Consider the following 18,190-nt stretch of genomic DNA (forward strand, 5'->3'; position numbering starts at 1 on the left):
CGCTTCCCTATAGGTGTGCAGTTTCGGGGACTACATGCAGGGTGTCTCGGAAGAAGAGTGACGCGCCCCACCCCACCGCCAGCATGGCGATAATGACAACCAGGGAGTTCGCCACCCCGGTCACTTGCATGACGGCAGAAACCGCGGCCACGCCAATTACTGATCCCACCTGCCGCGAGGTGTTGTAGACACCTGACGCAGCACCCATGAGCTGCGGCTCAATGTCCCGCATCGACGTGGCGGCATTCGAGCCCCAAATGAAGGACTGCCCAGCGCCCAGCGCAGCACACGGCACACTCAGCCACCACGCCGCTACACCCGCGTGCATCAGGAACCACATCCCAATAAATGTCGCGATAAGGACGCCGAAACCAGTTGCTGCAAGCCGCCGCGGGTCGAGCTTGTCCGCAAGAATTCCCGCCAAGGGTGAAACACACAAGGAGACCAGCGCCATCGGTGTGACAATGAGTCCGGCATCCCGGGCCGAAAGTCCCTGCGTTCCCTGCAGCCACATCATGATGGGAATCATCATCGAAGCAGCCATGAATCCCATCGCCACAATCGCCACTGACCCGGCCGAATAATTGCGATCAGCAAAAAGCTCCAAGGGAACAAGCGGCTCACGACTACGCTGCTGCAATGCGATGAAGACACCAACTCCTGCTATGCCTACCACGAGAAGTGCCCAGATCCACCATGGCCACCCCGTCTCCGGCCCCTGCTGTACGGCGAAGACAAGACAGCTCAGCGCAACAAACGACGCCGCCACGGAGACATAATCAATCTTCCTCCCAGTCGTTGGCAACGCAGGCACCCACGCGCCAGCCAGCGCAATTGCTAGGACCACAAAGGGAATATGGACCCAGAACACGGCCTGCCAGCCAAAACTGGCCACCACAAAGCCGCCCAATAGCGGTCCCGCCAGCGACGCTACCGAGCCAACAATGCCCCACACGCCAAGGGCACGACCACGTCGTTCACGGGCAAAGACCCTATTAATCACCGCCATTGTCTGGGGCATCTGAATCGAGGCGCCGAAGCCCTGCACAGCACGTGCCGCGATGAGAAACTCCACGCTGGGTGCCAACGCGCACAGCAGCGCACCCACACCAAACAGCCCTACGCCCAGCTGAAACATCTTCTTTTGCCCATAGATATCCCCGAGCCTGCCGGTAAACAAGAGCGGTACGACGACCGCCAACAGATAGATGGCTGAAACCCACAGGACGTGGTTCACGTTGGCATCGAATGCGCGAAGAATTTCAGGTAGCGCAACGGCAATCATCGTCTGATCCAGCAAGGAAATGAAGAATCCCAGGGACAGCGCGGCCATGGCCCGCCAGGCCTGACGTTCAGGTGGAAGCGCAATGGGTTGATTCATGCAGCGAAGTCTAGCCACCGCTTCGGACACGGGCCTACACTGGGCGGCATGGGAATGATTGATATTAAGAAACCACAGGACGTATCCACTGCCACCACCGTGACTCTCGGCCTTATCGGCGGTTGGGTAACCGCGAAAGAAACCGGCATCCGCCCTCTCGGCGGCGTCATCCTCGCCGCCGCTGGCGTGTGGGCGGGTCGCAGCTGGTGGGCTAAGACAAACCCTGCCACTACCGCCGGCCTGTCTGTGCTCTACGCAGGCGCTTTTGGCCTCTCCCACCCGCTTGCTAAGAAAATCGGCGCCTGGCCCTCGGTCCTCGCCGTTACTGCCACCAGTGCCGGTGCCGCCTACGCGCTTTCCGACGCCCAGTAAAAGCGCCAGGCAAAATCCTGCAAACCTACATAAATAAAACGCCCGACGCGCGCCGGAAAGGGGTAAGCGCGCGAAGGGCGTTTTATTTTGTCTCTCTCACAGTGTGATCCGCACCCAGCAGATGCAATCACTAAGTTCACTCTAACCCACGACTATGCAAATGTAAAGTCTTAAGCAATTTTATTTTTTATAAACTGCGTTTGCCCAGCTCTTGACACATATTCACTCCCTGAGAAAATATAAGCCCTAGCCCGCCAGATCTTACAGGCACATCGCTTCCCCAACTTCCTTGAGACGAAAATCTTGATCCGTCTATGCAATGTGTTCACTCCTGGGCGGGCCGCGGCACCCGCCGTGAATTGACTGCAGTGCCGCACTTACTCCCCCAGCGCACGTGAGGACCGCACAACGGGCTCCTGCACGAATAACTCGATTTACGCTAGGAACGAGCGGCTTTTTCGATTTTTGCTAAAGCAACCACCAAATGCATAAGGAGCCTTTTCGTGTCTAACTCATTTTGGTACTACTACGAGAAGCAGCCGTACGGAGCGTGGGATCTGAAACGTCGACAAGGATTTTTCCGGGCGTAATAGCTGCAACGCTAGCACTATGACCTAGCACAAAGAAGCCGGCAGCCTCTCATTTCTGTAAGAGACCACCGGCTTCTTGCGTGTTACAGCATAGCGCCCGGATGCAGAGAGGACAGAGCGTATTACTCGCGGCCTGCTTCGTAAGCGGCGCCTACCTTGTAGAGGCGGTCGTCATGGAAGGCAGGGGCCATGATCTGGAGGCCGGTCGGCAGATTAGTGTCCGAGGCTAGGCCAGACGGCACCGACATGCCGCACAGACCGGCGAGGTTGAGCGGCAAGGTGCACAGGTCGAAGTTGTACATCGCCATCGGGTCCTCGACCTTCTCCCCCAACTTGAAGGCGGTGGTCGGGGTGGTCGGGGACACCAGGACGTCGGCCTGTTCGAAGGCGCGAGCAAAGTCCTGGGCAATGAGGGTACGCACGCGCTGTGCTTGAAGGTAGTAGGCGTCGTAGTAACCAACGGACAGTGCGTAGGTACCCAGCATGATGCGGCGCTTGACCTCAGGACCGAAGCCAGCGGCACGGGACAGGGACATGACCTCTTCGGCGGAGTGGGTGCCATCATCGCCGACACGCTGGCCGTAGCGCATGCCGTCAAAACGGGCCAGGTTGGAAGAGACCTCACACGGCATGATCAGGTAGTACGCAGCCAAGGCGTCATCGAAGTGCGGACAGTCAACTTCAACAATCTCGGCGCCCTGGGACTTCAGCTGCTCAACGGCGGCGTGGTAGGCCTCCATGACGCCGGCCTGCCAGCCATCGCGCTCAAACTGCTTGATGAGTCCGACCTTGACGCCGGAAAGGTCACCGTTTGCGCCTTCCTTTGCGGCCTCGACGACCGGTGCGACCGGCTTATCCACAGAGGTCGCGTCAAAGGAATCATGGCCGGCAATAATCTCGTGCAGGAGCGCGGTATCCAGGACTGTGCGGGCGGTCGGGCCCGCCTGGTCCAGGGAGCTCGCGGCAGCAATGAGGCCATAGCGAGAGACGGTGCCGTAGGTTGGCTTGACGCCAACGGTATTGGTCAGAGCGGCGGGCTGACGAATAGATCCGCCCGTGTCGGTACCGATACCCAGTGGAGCCTGGCCGGAAGCCAGTGCCGCCGCGGTGCCGCCGCCGGAGCCACCCGGGGTGCGCTCAGTGTCGTAGGGATTATGGGCGGGGCCATAGGCAGAATTCTCGTTGGAGGAACCCATGGCAAACTCATCGAGGTTCGTCTTACCCAGGATCGGAATGCCAGCCTCACGCAGCTTCTTCACCAACGTTGCGTCATAAGGCGAAACCCAGCCCTCGAGCATCTTGGAGGCGGCGGTCGTTGGAGCATCCGTCGTCACGAGCAGGTCCTTGAGCGCCAGCGGCACACCGGCCAAGGCGGATGCAGGTTCCTCACCAGCATCGAGAGACTTATCAACGGCGTCGGCAGCCGCAAGTGCCTCCTCAGCACCCACGTGCAAGAAGGCGTTGAGCTCGCCATCGGTTTCCGCGATGCGGTCCAAGAAAGCCTGGGTAACTTCACGGGAAGTGAGCTCGCGGGAATGGATCTTCTGAGCCAACTCGGCGGCGGTCAGAGCGGTAAGGCCCTCAGCGGGCGCGATGAACTGTGCCATGTTTATTCGTCTCCTCCACCCAGAATCTGCGGAACCATGAAGCGGTCATCCTCGGACGCCGGGGCCTGATCCAGGGCCTGCTCGGCGGTGAGCGTGCGGACGATGACATCCTCACGCATCGGCGCGACCACGGAGTGCGGGTGCGACATCGGCTCCACGCCCTCTGCATCGACCTTGCCTACCGCGGACACAGAGTCCACAATCTCATCAATCTGAGTGGCGAACTGCTGCAGTTCTTCCTCGCTCAGGGCCAGTCGCGACAGCTTTGCCAGGTGCGCGACTTCGTCACGCGAAATATCAGACACGCGAACTCCATCCTTATTATTCATCGAGACGGTTACTAGCTAAGCCCCCATGGTACTGCACGCCTTGTGCGCCGCCACCACCACTCCTCCCTGTGTAAAGCATGGCACCCATTGAATAGTATTCGCCCGGTTGTGTACCATAGGTCACGTTAGGTAAACCTATTAATCCCGCCTCACAGACCCGTCCTTAGGAAAAGAAATGTCGTACCTCGTCCGTGTCCTTCTCCCCGACACCCCTGGCAGCCTCGGCTTCTTAGCCAATGCTTTAGGAGAAATCGAGGCCGATATTCGCTCTGTGGACATCGTGGAAAACTTCCCCGACGGAACCGTCATGGATGACATCGTGCTGGACCTGCCTAAAACCACCATGGCAGATGAGATAATTACCGCAGCACAAACGGTCGACGGCGTGGAGATTGATTCCATTCGCCCCTTTAGTGGACGCGTGGATCGTCGTGGACAGATTCACCTACTAGCCAAAGTGGCGTCCCGCCGAAGCGTAACCGCCGCCATGGAAGAGGTCTGCGCCGCGATCCCGAAGGCGTTGACCTCAAACTGGGCAATCGTCATCACTAATGACGATCCCATCAAGCGCATTGCATCCTCCGATGCCGCGCCTGCCGACGACGGCACGATCCCCACCGATCTCAACATCACGTCCGCCCGTGTACTCAACCCGGAGAAGGACACCTGGATTCCGGAGTCCTGGGCTCTTCTCGATTCGGCACTGGCTGCCGCTCCCCTCGTGGGCACCAAGTACGTCGTCGTGATGGGCCGCGTCGGCGGGCCAGACTACCTGGCATCGGAGGTTGAGCACCTCGGTGACCTGGGAGCCATTTTGGGGGCTTTCCTCACCTAGGATTCTGCCAGCAGGCGATTCAATCCAGCGGCGACGTCGGGTACAACATGGTCAACGTCGCCGCAGATCTCTGCGGAGGGAAAGCTAAAGGATTCAGTGGCAATGGCATGCATGGAGAGGTCGTTGAAGCTGTCACCGAAGGTGTAGAGGGGAACGTCGACAAGCCCCAAGCGTTTCCTCAGACGCATCAAGCCTTCGCCTTTATTGTGGCCAGGCGGCATGAGGTCATAGAAATCGCAGTTGAAGGATGATTCCACATCACAATTCGCGCTCACCCACTCATCGACCTCGCGGCGCAGCGCCAAGTCACCAGGAATCCACAGGGACATGAGCACGGTGTCGCGCTTGACGACGTCCCCCAGCTCCACCGACTGCGCCCCTGCCACCATCGAAGACTCCCTGCCTGCAAGCCCGTCCCACACAATCTGATCGGCTCCAGTCAAGCCTGTGGTGTAGATATTGAGCTTCTCACCCATGAATCGTTCCGCAATAGCCCGAACGGTTTCGGTAGGCAGATGTTCTTCGTGCAGCACGGTGAAATCACCATCAGTGATCACTGTGCCGTTGTACAGCACGTGATAGTCCATCTCCACGCCAAACGGCTCAAGAGTTGTGCGCGCGTTCGAGATGGACTTGCCTGTTGCGGAAACCGCGAGGTTTCCGGCGGCACGCCACGAGCTAATGGCCTGCTTCACGGAATCACTGATGGTCTCGTTGACATAAACAGTGCCGTCCATGTCCAAGGCTGCAATCTTCATGATGAATAGCGTAGTAGCCCATCCACGGCCGACTCGACAACCACGTCGCAGGCTTCCTGGATAGCGGGATGTGCCCAGGGGAAGGTTAGGGAGACGTCGGCAAGCGCATGCATGGGCAGGTCGTTATAGCCGTCACCCAACGTGACAACCTGGACATCCCCGCGAGCCAAGGAGAGATGATCCAACAGCCACGTCAAGGCAAAGCCCTTGTCGTGACCGGGCGGGGTGATGTCGAAAAAGTTCCGATTCATCGCGGTCCCAACATCGAAACGGGAGGTGACCCACTCCGCAATCTCGCGTTGAAGTTCCTGATTATCCGGAGTCCAGGCGGCAACAAGTGGGAAGACTTCCTCTTCGATGGCTTTCGGAGCAACCGCAACTGGGTCCGTGATGATTGGATTATGCACGCCTGCGACGTTGCGGACGAGGTAGCCATCTGGCCCCTTGAGACGTGTGCAGTAGAGATCAAGCCCGGAGGTGTCGTGCACGCGGTCATATACGGCGCGAACTGCCTGTGGCGGAACGTGACTTTCATAGAGGATGCTCTGCTCGCCATCGAGGATCACCGTGCCATTGCACAAGAGGTAATAATCAAATTCGATGTCAAAGGGCTGAAGAGCGCGACGCATGGCGTACGGGGATTTACCTGTGGCCACGACGGCAAGATTGCCCGCGGCACGCCACCTAGCAATGGCTGCGGGGACATCCGCAGGCATATGCCCATCAAAAAAGATGGTGCCATCAAGGTCACAGGCGGCTAGCTTCATGCCTCGCCCGTTTCCAGAAGACGCTGGAATCCCGCTTCATCAAGGATGGTGAGCCCCAGGTCACGGGCTTTTTGTTCCTTGGATCCAGCGTTCTCGCCCACAACAACATAGTTGGTCTTCTTAGATACCGAGCCAGAAGCCTTGCCACCACGGGTAATGATGGCCTCCTTGGCGGAATCACGCGTGAAATTTTCGAGCGTGCCGGTGACCACCACGGTGAGACCCTCTAGGGTTTGTTCCGGTTTATCGCTGATTTCATCAGCCATGGTCACACCCGCTGCAGTCCACTTCTCGACGATGTTGTCGTGCCAGTCCACTTCGAACCAGGCTTTAAAGGATTCCGCGATGATTCCGCCCACGCCATCGGTATCGGCGAGCTCCTCGACGGAAGCCTTGCGCAGCGCCTCCATCGAGCCAAAGCGAGTCGCCAACGCACGAGCCGCGATGGGACCCACATGGCGAATGGACAAGGCCACGAGCACGCGCCAGAAATCAGTCTCGCGGGCGGTCTTAAGGTTCTCCAGCAGCTTCTTGCCAGAGGCATTGAGGTTACCGCTCTTCGTCGTGTACATCGAAGACTTCAGCAGTGCTTCCTCATCAAGGTCAAAGAGATCCGCTTCATCTTTAAGCACGCCGGAGGCGATAAGGTCTGCCGCAGCCTTCTCCCCTAACTCGCCTATGTCAAGCGCCTTGCGGGATGCCAGATACTCGAGGCGGGCAGAAAGCTGAGCAGGGCAGCTGCGAGTGTTCGGGCAACGCCAGTCTTGGTCACCTTCCTTCTGCGGAGCCAGCTTCGTGCCGCAGGCCGGGCAGTTCTCTGGGAAAACCCACTCGGTCTCGCTACCATCACGCTTGTCCAGCACCGGGCCGAGGACCTCCGGAATAATTTCGCCAGCCTTGCGGATGATGATGGTATCCCCGATGAGGACGTTCTTGTTCTTGACCTCGAACTGGTTGTGCAGGGTAGCCATAGACACGGTTGAACCGGACACAAACACCGGCTCCATAATGGCAAAGGGCGTCACCCGTCCCGTGCGGCCAACGCCTACCTCAATGTTGAGCAGCTTGGTGGTCACTTCTTCCGGCGGGTACTTGTACGCAATAGCCCACCGTGGTGCCCTAGAGGTTGCTCCCAGCGCGCGTTGGCTGGCCAAGTCATCAACCTTGACCACAAGGCCATCCATTTCGAAATAGGCATCATGGCGGTGCTCAGCCCAATGTGCAACCTGCTCCTGGACTTCCTTGGCGCTGGTCACGCGCTTGGTGTACGGCGAAACGGGGAATCCCCACGCTTCTAGTGCCAGGTAAGCATCGTGTTGCGAGGAAGGTTCAAAGCCTTCGCGCGCACCGATGCCGTGGCAGACCATGTGAAGGCGGCGTTTTTTCACGTCTTCCGGGTTCTTCATGCGCAAACCGCCTGCGGCCGCGTTGCGCGGGTTGGCAAACGTGGGTTTGCCATCTTCACGGCGTGCGGAGTTAATCTCCTCAAACTCATCCGGGCGCATGTACACCTCGCCGCGAACCTCCACCACGGAGGGCACCGGATACTCTTCGGTGCCGGTCAGCTCGTGTGGAATATCAGGAATGACGCGCGCATTGGCAGTGATGTCCTCGCCGACACGGCCATCGCCTCGCGTAGCGGCCGAGGCAAGCTTGCCATCGCGGTACACCAAGTCAATGGACAGCCCGTCGATCTTCAGCTCGGTGAGGTAGGACTCCGCCGGCGTACGGTCGAGCCAGTCCTGCAGCTCATCCGCACTGAAGACATTGTCCAAGCTGTACAAGCGCTCAAGGTGCTCGATGTCTACAGCACCCTCCGGGGCTGCGCCCACCTGCTGGGTAGGCGAATCCGGAGTCTGAAGCTCTGGGTGTTCTGCTTCCAGTGCCAGCAAACGCTGAAAGAGCGCGTCAAAGTCCGCGTCCGGAATCGACGGCTCACCGTTGTAGTACAGCTCGCGGTGCTTGCGCACTTCCTGGGCAAGCTCGGACCATTCGCGTTGGATATCTACTGCATCACTCACGGTTAACCAGTGTAGCGGGGCAGCTGGACATGGTACGTGACCTGCCCAAACATCCTATTTACGCCACAGATATGATATCGGAAGCGCACATATTTTTTCGCCTAAGGGCTGCACGTGAGGAATAGGTGCCAGAACAAATCCTCCGCGAAATCGCGAACCTAATTTTTCGCTCAGTGTGCGCACATGCCGAACCTGCCCTGCTTTCACGGTTGCCCCGGATTTGACCTCGAGTGCAGCGATGGAGTTGTCAGCGAATTCGATGACAATATCCACTTCCATCCCTGTACTATCACGCCAATGAAAAAGCTGATGCTCGCTTTCTGCCCACCCTTGCTGGGCAGAAAGCTCTTGGATCACAAACCCTTCCACCACGTGCCCCAAGTGGGACTGGGCCAGAGGGTCCAGAAGCATGTCTCGAGTTTGCCCCGCTAGCCATGAAGCCAAACCGGAATCAGTGACCCAGCTTTTAGGCTTGGAAATTTCCCTCGACGTCAGATTCGATTTCCACGCCTTCACCTGTGAGGAAAGAAATAACCTTGACAAAGTATCAAGGTACGAGCGGACAGTGGATGCTGGGATTTCCGCTTCACGCGCAAGCTTTGCCGGAACCAACTCCCCTGCCTGATGCGCTGCAAGTAAACGCAACAATGATTGCAGCCTTCCCGGCTGTGCGCTTTCCCGGGAAAGCGTTTCCTCAACCACAGTCACATGCGATACATACGAATCGAACCAGGCTCGGCGCATCCGATCCTGTAGTTCAAGCGCTACTGGGTAACCACCCTTGAGTACCTTGTCAACGAGGCTAGCCCGGTCTACGTATTCCTCAGGAGTAGAACGCGCAGGTAAACCGATAAGATCATCAATCCTATCTACAAAGGCTCCGTCGCCTACTGTTTCGCAGATTTCTTGCTGGCTCAGCGGATGCAGATGGAGATCGATGATTCTTCCCGCTAGCGAATCCTTCTTCCCTATCCCCCGAGCAAAGTCAGATGAACCAGTAATGACAAAGCGACCTGGCCGGCGGTCTCTATCGACCTCAGCCTTCAACGGCAGGGTGAGTTCCGGAAGCCGCTGAATCTCATCAATAATCAACGTTCCATTGCCACCCTGCTGGACAAAGGTCATCGGATCTTCTTCTGCCAATGAAAAAGCTGCGGGGTCATCCAGCGTTACATACACAGCACGCTCAATACCGAGATGCCTTGTCAGCGTCGATTTTCCCACTTGCCGTGCTCCCGTGACGTGCACAACGGGAGAAAAAGACAACGCCTCTCGAGCAAACCCTTCCATGCCTCGCCTAATATAGCGCTCCATAAAACAGTATTTTACCTGCAGTTGGTCATTCTGCAAGACTTGATCCGTTATTCTGCAGGAGTCCATTCGTCATTCTGCAAGGCCTTGTCCGTCATTCTGCAGTACTTCCACAGTGCATGTCCGAGCCGGGCGCTAGAGTGTTGTCCATGAACTTCGACGCCACCCGTATGCTCTCCTTCGACCTCGAGACCACCTCCGTGAACCCTAAAGAAGCCCGCATCGTCACCTCTGCCTTGGTGCGCATCGATGGGCGCGAGGTGGATAAGCGGGAAATGCTAGCTGACCCCGGCGTGGAAATCCCCGAAGAGGCCGCAAAGATTCACGGCATCACCACGGAGAAGGCCCGTGCGGAGGGCCGCCCGCATGAGGACGTACTCAAGGAAACGGTCGACGCCATCTATCAGGCCTGGGACGATGGGCTGACCCTCATTGTCTACAACGCCGCCTACGACCTATCCGTGCTACGCGCATTGACCGGGGACTTCACGGTGAACGGTCCGGTGTTCGATCCTTTCGTCATCGATCGCGTCAAAGACAAGTGGCGCAAGGGCAAGCGCACCTTGGGAGAGGTTTCCGCACACTACGGCGTGGAGTTGAGCAACGCGCATGAGGCAACTGCCGACGCCCTCGCGGCCGCCCGCGTGGCCTGGAAGCAGGTGCGTCAGCACTTCCCCGAGCTAGCGCAGATGGATACCAACGAGCTCATGGAGTTCCAGGCTGTGGAGTGGTACAAGGACCGCGAATCCTTCAAGAAGTACCTGGAGGGCCGTGGGCGGGACGCCTCGAATGTCTCCACCGCGTGGCCGATGATTTCATAATCAACGCATCACCACTCTTGTCAGATTTCTAGAATTATGGAATTCTAGAAAACATGGAAACAACAGTCGAAGCACGCCTCGCCGAGCTTGAAGCGCGCGTCGCCGCGCTTGAGGGACGCGTCAGCGCTGAACACACCGACCCCACTTCACCAACCTCCACCCAACCAACCACAGAGGATTCGACCTACTGGCTCGTTGACGCCCTTACGCCCAACGAACAGCTTCCCGACGGCTCCGTCATCTTCGGCGGCAACATTAACGTGGGCAAGCGCGCCTATGCCTACCAATGGCAACGCCCCACCAACTTTGTCAGCGACGAGGCTTGGACAGACAATCTCGAACGCCTTTCCGCCCTTGCTCACCCCGTCCGCGGCGAGATCCTGCGCCGCCTGCTCGCCGCACCTGCCACGGCCGCCGAGCTTGTCGAAGAAAACATCGTCTCCTCCACCGGCACCGCCTATCACCACTTGAGTGCACTCACCCACGCCGGTTGGACCACCAAGTCTGGCGGCGAATATTCCATCCGCCCTCCCCGCGTCATTCCCCTGCTCACCATCATCACTGCAAGTGAGGACCACTAATGAATAACCGTGTCGCATCCAAGATTGCCCTAGCTATCATCACCATCATTGTTGTTGCCGCCGTCCTCCTCGTTGTAGGGCCACAAAGAATTGCTCTGGCACAAGACAAAACTGGCGACGAAGCCCTAGCAACCCAGCTGGAAAATCACTCCGAATCCGGTTTCCACAACCTCACCGCCTTCACGCTTCACGACGGCCAAGCCACCTTCGCGGGACTGGGCAGCGACGAGCACACAGAGGTCGAAATCGGGTCCGTGACCAAGATGTTCACCGGCGAACTGGCCCGCCAGCTCGTCGACGAAGGAAAATTGAAACCTGATACCACTGTGGGCGAGGTCCTCGACGTCGACGATGCGCCCGTCGCTGACGTCACCGTGAGAGAGCTGCTCGACCACACCTCTGGACTACCCCGGCTGGCAAGCGCGAACCTCCTCAGCAGTCTCGCCTCGGGTGTCACCGGTTCGAACCCCTATGAAGGCGAGACCGTAGAGGACATCATGGCTGCCGCCACGAAGGCCGAGCTGAAGAACCGCGGCGAAGAATCCTATTCCAATCTTGGCTATGGGCTCCTGGGCCACATGGTGGAGACCGTTGCCGGGCAGCCTTATGAGCAGATGCTCAAAGAACGAATCTTCGAGCCTGCAGAAATGACCGAAACCTACCTCATGACGCCGGGCTCCGTGCCCGACGACGCCCCACAGGGACTTACCAACACCGGCCGCCACGCCGAGCCTTGGGAGGAGGACGGCTCCGCGCCCGCGGGTGCTATCCGCTCCACGGCGAGTGACATGGCCAAGTTCGCCGAGTGGTTTATGGATAACGGCGATACAGAATACGGCTGGGTTCCTAACGAAGACGGCCCAGGTTTCTGGCACGACGGCGGCACCTATGGCTATTCCACAATGCTCATCATCGATCCGGACACCAAACGCGCTACTTTCGCCAACAACGATTCACCCGCCGGCACCGAAGACCTAGCCCAAGCACTATTCAACGAGCTCGCATCTTAAGGAGAAACCGTGTCCCTCACCATCAGCATGATTGTTATCATTGCCGCTCTTTTATGGTCCGCCTGGAAGGCATTCACCACCTCAGGAAAGACGGTCTACCGCTCTATTTCTGTAGCGATAACTGCCCTCGTCCTAGTCCTTATCGGATATACCCTACCCTGGAATACAGACCTCCATTTCGCCTGGTGGTATGGCCTCGTCGCCGCATGCGCTCTGTATGCCGGCGCAGTAGCTTGGCGGGCTATGGACTCGAAGCCCGCAAACACAATCTAAGTCCTCCCGCAAACTGACGTTATGACTGCTCCCTCTCACCGCACGGTCCGCATCCATAACGTCGCCCCCACCGTAATTGCCCCCCTTCAAAAGCGCGCTGGCGGCACGAACCGTCGTCGGACCCTGAAATGTCCCCGCTGCAAGCGGGAATCGAGTCAAGGCTGCGAATGAGGTAGATAAGTTTGTTCGAGCCTTCCCAGTTCAAGATGATGAGGTCATCGAGTTTTGTCCCGTTCGGGTCATTGTGTGGGGCCTGAAAACGCATCTTGCGAACTTAGCCAGGCTCGTGCGCAACTTGAATCTCGAGTTGGCGACGCTTCTTTCGCAACTTTGCCGGAATCTCTGCTATCTCGGCTACTTCCACTGCCTCTTGAGCAGCGCAGACAGCTGCACCGCTATCCGGAACTTGACTAGTTCAGCGATCGCTGTATAGTTCAGCACATGCTGACCATTGCTTCTCGTCTTGACGTGATGAACCGCCTGGGTCGTGCACTGGCCGACCCCACTCGATCCCGGATCATCTTGACCCTGCTCGACCATCCCGCGTACCCGGCGGAACTGTCCCGAGATCTGGACCTGACACGCTCGAACGTGTCCAACCACCTGGCATGCTTGCGCGATTGTGGAATTGTCGTCTCCGAGCCAGAGGGGCGTCGGACGCGATACGAGATCGCCGATCCGCACCTGGCGCAGGCGCTGACCACATTGGTCGATGCCACCTTGGCAGTAGACGAAGACGCCCGGTGCATCGATCCCGCCTGCTCGCTTCCCGGGTGCTACGCAGCTGGGGAGGACGCATGATCCTCACCTCGGTCTTGCAGGCGATAGGCCTGTTCGCAGCTACCAACATCGACGACATCATCGTGCTCTCCCTCTTCTTCGCGCGAGGGGCAGGCCAGCGCGGCACTACCGCCCGCATTCTGGCCGGCCAGTACCTCGGATTCGCGGGCATCCTCGGTGCCGCGGTTCTAGTGACCATGGGCGCCGGAGCATTCCTGCCCTCGACAGCCATCCCGTACTTCGGTCTCATCCCGCTGGGCCTCGGCCTCTGGGCCGCATGGCAAGCCTGGCGCGGAGACGATGACGACGATGACGACGAGGCCAAGATTGCCGGCAAGAAGGTCGGCGTGGGGACAGTCGCAGGCGTCACCTTTGCCAACGGTGGCGACAACATCGGCGTCTACACCCCTGTATTCCTCAGCGTGGAACCTCTCGCAGTAGTCGCCTACTGTGTTATCTTCCTCGCGCTCGTCGCGGTCCTAGTGGCCCTGGCAAAGTTCGTCGCCACCCGACCCCCGATCGCGGAAGTGCTCGAACGCTGGGAGCACATCCTTTTCCCCATCGTTCTCATCGGCCTCGGCATCGCGATCCTCGTCAGCGGCGGAGCCTTCGGGCTCTGACGTAGCGGCAGCGTTCCAAACGGCCCCGACTGGGCGCACCCTTCTCGGTTCAAACCCCAACAACTACCCGCAGCCTCGCTGTCGCCATTATCGGACTTGCCAAGCCCTGGTATGACGGCCTCCACTTCTTCTGGTGGTACGGCCTCGTCGCCACATGCGCTCTGTGCGCCGGCGCGGTGGCTTGGCAGGCCGGCGCGCCAAAGACTTACGAAGACTAGCCATAGTGCATGCACAGTGCATGCACTATTATGGCGGGTATGACAAAGCCGAAAGTCATCAATGTTCAGATCCGTGATGTCGATGCTGACGTCGTCAACATTCTTAAAAAGCGCGCCGACAGTAAGGGCATTTCCCTCTCTAGCTACCTGCGAGAGACCCTTGAGAAGATCGCTTCACGCCCGTCCTTAGAAGAGAAGTTGGAGGAACTCTCGCAGCGCGAACCCATTGAGTTGAAAAAGGACTTTGACGTTGTGGCCGCACTACGTGAAGCACGGGACTCTTCATGACACTGTTGGTCATCGATGCCTCCGCAGCGATCGAGTTTCTCTTGAAACGAGATGCGCTTCAACGACTTAGCACTGCTTACCCCGAGGCCGATTTTATTGCCCCGAGCCACATGCCCTTGGAATGCCTCAACGTGCTGAAAAGGTTGGAGCGAGCAGAAGCAATCGACAGCGCTACGGCGAGCCTCCTGGCCAACGATGTCATGGAATTCGACGTTGAACTAATAAGCGTCGGCGACATCGCCAACCATGTGTGGAGCCGTCGGCACACCTTCTCCATCTATGATTCGGCTTATGTAGCAGTGTCCAACATCTTCGAAGCCCCTCTTGTCAGTCGAGACACTCGTCTCATGGCTGCGTGGCCCAACTCGATTGACTTGGACAGCTTGCCTTAACCGCCAAAAGTCTCCCAAATCTCCGTACTTTATAAAGTCTCCCAAATCTCCCATTGCGCTACGATGGGCACCATGTCCCCGCACGAGAACCCCTTCCGCCCCACGTTCGGCGTTCCGCCACTCTTTTGGGTAGGCCGCACCGCCGTACTCGATACCTTTCGGGCTGCGCTTGACTCCCAGCCGGGAACACCCGGCCGCTCGCTTATCATCAGCGGCGCCCGCGGTATTGGTAAGACGGTGCTCCTGAACGAACTCGAAGATATCGCCTCGAGCCGCGGGTGGATTACGTTGCGCGCCTCCGGCCGCAGCTCCATGGTGGAAGAACTGGTCGATACCACTATCCCGCGCATCATGGACAAGCTCGCCCCAGCAGACAAGCACAAGGTCAACCGCGTCGGTGTTGGCGGTCTGGCAACCATCGGCATTCAGCACAACACGGAAGAGGCCTATAAACCCACGCTCAACACTCGCCTGCGCGAGCTTTTAGCGCTACTCAAAGGCACAGGCGTACTGCTCACCATCGATGAGGTCCAGGACGCGGACGCAGACGACCTCACCTCCCTGGCCGTGACCTACCAGGACCTCGTACGCGATGAACTCGACGTCGCCATTGTTGCCGCTGGTCTGCCGCAAGGCGTTAACCGCCTGTTGGACTTGCCTGGAGTGACCTTTCTACGCCGCGCCCAGAAGTTTGTTTTGGGCCCGCTCTCTCCTGCTAATGCCACCGTGGCCTTCACGGAGACTGCCGCGCACTCCGGGCTCGAATTCACTGATGATGCGGTCGCCGCTGCCGTGCGCCTTTCCCGCGGCTATCCCTATCTCGTGCAGCTCGTCGGTTCATTGGCCTGGGGCAGCGCGCAGCGTGGAGGTGGAAGCAGCATCGAGGAACGCGACGTCACGGCAGTATCAGCCGAGGCTATCTCGGTTCTAGGCGCCCAGGTCCATCAGCCGGCCACCCTGGCGCTCCCGCCCGCGCAGCGGCTCTTCCTCGAAGCGATGAGCGCGGTCATGGAGGATGGCACGGCGGAAATCAAGAACATCGCCGCGCACCAGGATCGGACGGTGCGCTCTCTATCGGCTACGCGCCAGAGGCTTATCGACGCCGACCTCATCGAACCCACCGCCCACGGCCAGCTTCAGTTCGTCATCCCGTATATGGAGGCCTACTTCACCTCTACCGACAGCCTGGGACGAGTCGATTAGAAGCTGGGTTAAAGGTCACCGGCGTCACGAGCCAGGATATCGGCGGTCTCAGATACCGAGCGCAAAGTGCTAGCGGAAGCCTCGACTGGGTACACGTCGAATTTATCGACGAGCAGCTCGCGCGGCATGCCAATGCGGTCGAGGTGGCGGGCCAACGCGATGGCCTCCGCGCGGGCATCGGAACCCTCGATGCCCAGACCAATGCGATGCCCTGCGTTGAGGTGCTCGCCCAAGCCGTCGAGGTGACGCGGCGTGTCCAGGCCGCGAAAATCCGTGAGGAACGTGCGAGCGGCCGGCGCCAAAGACCACAGCGGCGGGGCATGGAGGTAGTCCACGTCAAAAGACTGTAGGAGGTCGAGCGCGACCTCGTCCGGGACAGCAGGGATGGTGTCGAAATCGGTGGTGCCAGGAATGCGCCCGGCCACAATGTCAGCGAGCAGAGGCTCGTCGAGTTGGACGACGACCTCCCCGTGGAAACGGCGCGCCACGTCGTCGGCGTGAGTGTGGAGGCCGTGGCGGAGGGCGTCGGCAAGCTCGGTGAAGGCACCACGATCGGTGAGGACGCGGTGACCGTCGGAAAGCTCAATGCTCGCCGCGAGCGACCACGGACCGAGTGCTTGCACCTTGACGCGGGGCACGCTCTCACCCCACACCTCTTGAACCTCGTCGAGGTCACGTTCCAACCGGTCCCACGCACGACGAGTCAGAAGCTGCGGGCGCGTCGTCATGCGCCACGACCGCGGGCCGCGGTCAATGGACAAAGCCTCCAGCATGCTGGCCGTGCGCCCCACCGCATCGGAACCCAGCCCACGCTGCGGCAGCTGCGGAATAGCGGGAAGCTCCGTCTCCCCCATGATGATGTCCGCGGCCTCCGGAATGGAGGTGCCAGGCATGGGTCCAAGAGCAAATCCAGTCATCTATTCAGTCCCGCAGATAGTGCCGGAACCCAGCACAATATCGCCGAGTTCATCCGGGCTCGGCAGGTAGAGCACCGCCGCTTGGCCGCGGGCCACGCCGGACAGTGGTTCGGTCAGCTCCAGTGTCATGCGGTCTGCCTCGCGGTCCACGTGGGCGCGGCAGGGCACGACGGAGCCGTGCGCGCGCACCTGCACCTCGCAGTCGAAGTCCCCTTCCATCGCCGGGTGCAGGTACTTCAGGCGGTCGGCCTCGATGCGCGTCACGGCGAGATCAGCGCGCGAACCCACGGTGACTGTACCGGTGGCAGCGTTGATGTCGGTGACATAGCGTGGGGAGCCGTCGGCAGTCGGCGTTTTAATGTCCAGCCCCTTGCGCTGGCCGATGGTGTAGTTCCACGCGCCATCGTGCTCCTTGAGCTCATTGCCTTGCGTATCCACGATCATTCCCGGGCGCAGCCCAATGGAGCGACCCAGGAAGGCCTGGGTATTGCCGTCCGGAATGAAACAAATGTCATAAGAATCAGGCTTGGACGCAGTAGAAAATCCGTGGCGCTTCGCTTCCTCGCGGATCTGCGGCTTCGGAGTATCGCCAATGGGGAAGAAGCAGTGGTCCAGCTCCTCCTTGGTGATAACACCCAGCACATAAGACTGGTCCTTGTTCTCATCCAGGGAGCGGCGCATGTAACCGTCGGCGTCGATAGTGGCGTAGTGGCCCGTTGCCACCGCATCGAAGCCCAGCGCCATGCCCTTGCGCAGGAGTGCTGCGAACTTGATCTTCTCATTGCAGCGCAGGCAGGGATTCGGGGTCTCACCGCGGGCGTAGGAGTCCACGAAGTCCCCGATGACGGCTTCCTTGAACTCCTCAGAGAAGTCCCACACGTAGAAAGGAATGCCAAGCTTATCGCAGATACGGCGGGCGTCGGCAGAATCCTCCAGGGAGCAGCAGCCACGCGCCTTCTCCCGGGTCTGCTGGGCGTCCTTGTGCAGGGCTAAGTGCACGCCAATGACGTCGTGGCCTGCTTCTACCGCTCGGGCGGCCGCCACGGAGGAATCGACGCCTCCGGACATGGCTACCAATACTCGCATGCTCTCCCCTTCTCGTTGCTGTGTCGTCCA

The 18,190-nt window shown here is 59.2% G+C and carries 20 protein-coding genes; 11 read left to right on the top strand and 9 right to left on the bottom strand.

Annotated features, from left to right (window positions below; translation table 11 throughout):
• Positions 1–7: 7 nt before the first annotated feature.
• The gene (locus HMPREF3149_RS03510; RefSeq protein ID WP_070536633.1) at positions 8–1,381 is read right to left on the bottom strand and encodes an MFS transporter; all 1,374 of its coding nucleotides are present in this window, start codon (positions 1,379–1,381) and stop codon (positions 8–10) included.
• 48 nt (positions 1,382–1,429) lie between these two features.
• Here HMPREF3149_RS03510 and HMPREF3149_RS03515 point away from each other — a divergent pair, with 48 nt between their 5' ends.
• The gene (locus HMPREF3149_RS03515; protein WP_070536635.1) at positions 1,430–1,753 is read left to right on the top strand and encodes a hypothetical protein; all 324 of its coding nucleotides are present in this window, start codon (positions 1,430–1,432) and stop codon (positions 1,751–1,753) included.
• 712 nt (positions 1,754–2,465) lie between these two features.
• Here HMPREF3149_RS03515 and gatA read toward each other — a convergent pair.
• Complete coding sequence (gatA, locus tag HMPREF3149_RS03520) at positions 2,466–3,950, bottom strand: Asp-tRNA(Asn)/Glu-tRNA(Gln) amidotransferase subunit GatA (protein WP_070536637.1); 1,485 nt, start codon at positions 3,948–3,950, stop codon at positions 2,466–2,468.
• A gap of 2 nt (positions 3,951–3,952) precedes the next feature.
• On the bottom strand, positions 3,953–4,255 hold the full coding sequence (gene gatC / locus HMPREF3149_RS03525) for an Asp-tRNA(Asn)/Glu-tRNA(Gln) amidotransferase subunit GatC (RefSeq protein WP_042530563.1): 303 nt from the start codon (positions 4,253–4,255) through the stop codon (positions 3,953–3,955).
• Between the two features lie 199 nt (positions 4,256–4,454).
• On the opposite strand from gatC, the gene HMPREF3149_RS03530 reads away from it, so the two are divergent.
• The gene (locus tag HMPREF3149_RS03530) at positions 4,455–5,114 is read left to right on the top strand and encodes an ACT domain-containing protein (RefSeq protein ID WP_070536639.1); all 660 of its coding nucleotides are present in this window, start codon (positions 4,455–4,457) and stop codon (positions 5,112–5,114) included.
• Here the strand turns inward: HMPREF3149_RS03530 and HMPREF3149_RS03535 are convergent.
• From HMPREF3149_RS03535 to HMPREF3149_RS03550, 4 genes are read right to left on the bottom strand one after another with little or no spacing between them, the layout of a single operon-like run.
• The gene (locus tag HMPREF3149_RS03535; protein ID WP_070536641.1) at positions 5,111–5,872 is read right to left on the bottom strand and encodes an HAD family hydrolase; all 762 of its coding nucleotides are present in this window, start codon (positions 5,870–5,872) and stop codon (positions 5,111–5,113) included. The two genes, HMPREF3149_RS03530 and HMPREF3149_RS03535, sit on opposite strands and share 4 nt — an antisense overlap.
• Positions 5,869–6,639 (bottom strand): HAD family hydrolase, encoded by a 771-nt coding sequence (locus HMPREF3149_RS03540; RefSeq protein ID WP_070536642.1) that lies wholly within the window; start codon positions 6,637–6,639, stop codon positions 5,869–5,871. Before HMPREF3149_RS03540 ends, HMPREF3149_RS03535 begins: the two co-directional genes overlap by 4 nt.
• Complete coding sequence (gene ligA, locus HMPREF3149_RS03545; protein ID WP_070536644.1) at positions 6,636–8,660, bottom strand: NAD-dependent DNA ligase LigA; 2,025 nt, start codon at positions 8,658–8,660, stop codon at positions 6,636–6,638. Before ligA ends, HMPREF3149_RS03540 begins: the two co-directional genes overlap by 4 nt.
• Before the next feature lie 54 nt (positions 8,661–8,714).
• Positions 8,715–9,974 (bottom strand): ATP-binding protein, encoded by a 1,260-nt coding sequence (locus HMPREF3149_RS03550; protein WP_070536726.1) that lies wholly within the window; start codon positions 9,972–9,974, stop codon positions 8,715–8,717.
• A 146-nt stretch (positions 9,975–10,120) separates the two neighbouring features.
• On the opposite strand from HMPREF3149_RS03550, the gene HMPREF3149_RS03555 reads away from it, so the two are divergent.
• From HMPREF3149_RS03555 to HMPREF3149_RS03595, 9 genes are all read left to right on the top strand, one after another.
• Complete coding sequence (locus HMPREF3149_RS03555) at positions 10,121–10,792, top strand: 3'-5' exonuclease (protein ID WP_070536646.1); 672 nt, start codon at positions 10,121–10,123, stop codon at positions 10,790–10,792.
• 53 nt (positions 10,793–10,845) lie between these two features.
• Positions 10,846–11,373: an ArsR/SmtB family transcription factor gene (locus HMPREF3149_RS03560; RefSeq protein ID WP_070536648.1), complete on the top strand. Its 528-nt coding sequence runs from the start codon at positions 10,846–10,848 to the stop codon at positions 11,371–11,373.
• Positions 11,373–12,383, top strand: a complete 1,011-nt coding sequence (locus HMPREF3149_RS03565; protein WP_070536650.1) for a serine hydrolase domain-containing protein — start codon at positions 11,373–11,375, stop codon at positions 12,381–12,383. The genes HMPREF3149_RS03560 and HMPREF3149_RS03565 overlap by 1 nt, the downstream gene beginning before the upstream one ends.
• A gap of 9 nt (positions 12,384–12,392) precedes the next feature.
• The gene (locus tag HMPREF3149_RS03570) at positions 12,393–12,656 is read left to right on the top strand and encodes a hypothetical protein (RefSeq protein WP_070536651.1); all 264 of its coding nucleotides are present in this window, start codon (positions 12,393–12,395) and stop codon (positions 12,654–12,656) included.
• Between the two features lie 441 nt (positions 12,657–13,097).
• On the top strand, positions 13,098–13,457 hold the full coding sequence (locus HMPREF3149_RS12900; RefSeq protein ID WP_042530541.1) for a Cd(II)/Pb(II)-sensing metalloregulatory transcriptional regulator CmtR: 360 nt from the start codon (positions 13,098–13,100) through the stop codon (positions 13,455–13,457).
• Positions 13,454–14,056 carry a cadmium resistance transporter gene (locus HMPREF3149_RS03580; protein WP_070536654.1) on the top strand — a complete coding sequence of 201 codons (603 nt, stop codon included), beginning with the start codon at positions 13,454–13,456 and terminating at the stop codon, positions 14,054–14,056. The genes HMPREF3149_RS12900 and HMPREF3149_RS03580 overlap by 4 nt, the downstream gene beginning before the upstream one ends.
• A 257-nt stretch (positions 14,057–14,313) precedes the next feature.
• Positions 14,314–14,562 (top strand): FitA-like ribbon-helix-helix domain-containing protein, encoded by a 249-nt coding sequence (locus tag HMPREF3149_RS03585; RefSeq protein WP_246819931.1) that lies wholly within the window; start codon positions 14,314–14,316, stop codon positions 14,560–14,562.
• Positions 14,559–14,954, top strand: coding sequence for a type II toxin-antitoxin system VapC family toxin (locus tag HMPREF3149_RS03590; protein WP_070536658.1), 396 nt, complete (start codon positions 14,559–14,561; stop codon positions 14,952–14,954). Before HMPREF3149_RS03585 ends, HMPREF3149_RS03590 begins: the two co-directional genes overlap by 4 nt.
• Positions 14,955–15,017: 63 nt before the next feature.
• The gene (locus HMPREF3149_RS03595; protein ID WP_070536660.1) at positions 15,018–16,157 is read left to right on the top strand and encodes an ATP-binding protein; all 1,140 of its coding nucleotides are present in this window, start codon (positions 15,018–15,020) and stop codon (positions 16,155–16,157) included.
• A gap of 8 nt (positions 16,158–16,165) precedes the next feature.
• Here HMPREF3149_RS03595 and HMPREF3149_RS03600 read toward each other — a convergent pair whose 3' ends face one another.
• Both HMPREF3149_RS03600 and mnmA read right to left on the bottom strand, forming a co-directional pair.
• Complete coding sequence (locus HMPREF3149_RS03600; RefSeq protein ID WP_070536662.1) at positions 16,166–17,074, bottom strand: uroporphyrinogen decarboxylase/cobalamine-independent methonine synthase family protein; 909 nt, start codon at positions 17,072–17,074, stop codon at positions 16,166–16,168.
• Positions 17,075–18,160 carry a tRNA 2-thiouridine(34) synthase MnmA gene (gene mnmA / locus HMPREF3149_RS03605; protein WP_070536664.1) on the bottom strand — a complete coding sequence of 362 codons (1,086 nt, stop codon included), beginning with the start codon at positions 18,158–18,160 and terminating at the stop codon, positions 17,075–17,077. It abuts the gene before it with no gap.
• Between the last annotated feature and the right edge of the window lie 30 nt (positions 18,161–18,190).

It is taken from the genome of Corynebacterium sp. HMSC05E07 (assembly GCF_001807225.1).
Lineage (GTDB): Bacteria > Actinomycetota > Actinomycetes > Mycobacteriales > Mycobacteriaceae > Corynebacterium > Corynebacterium singulare.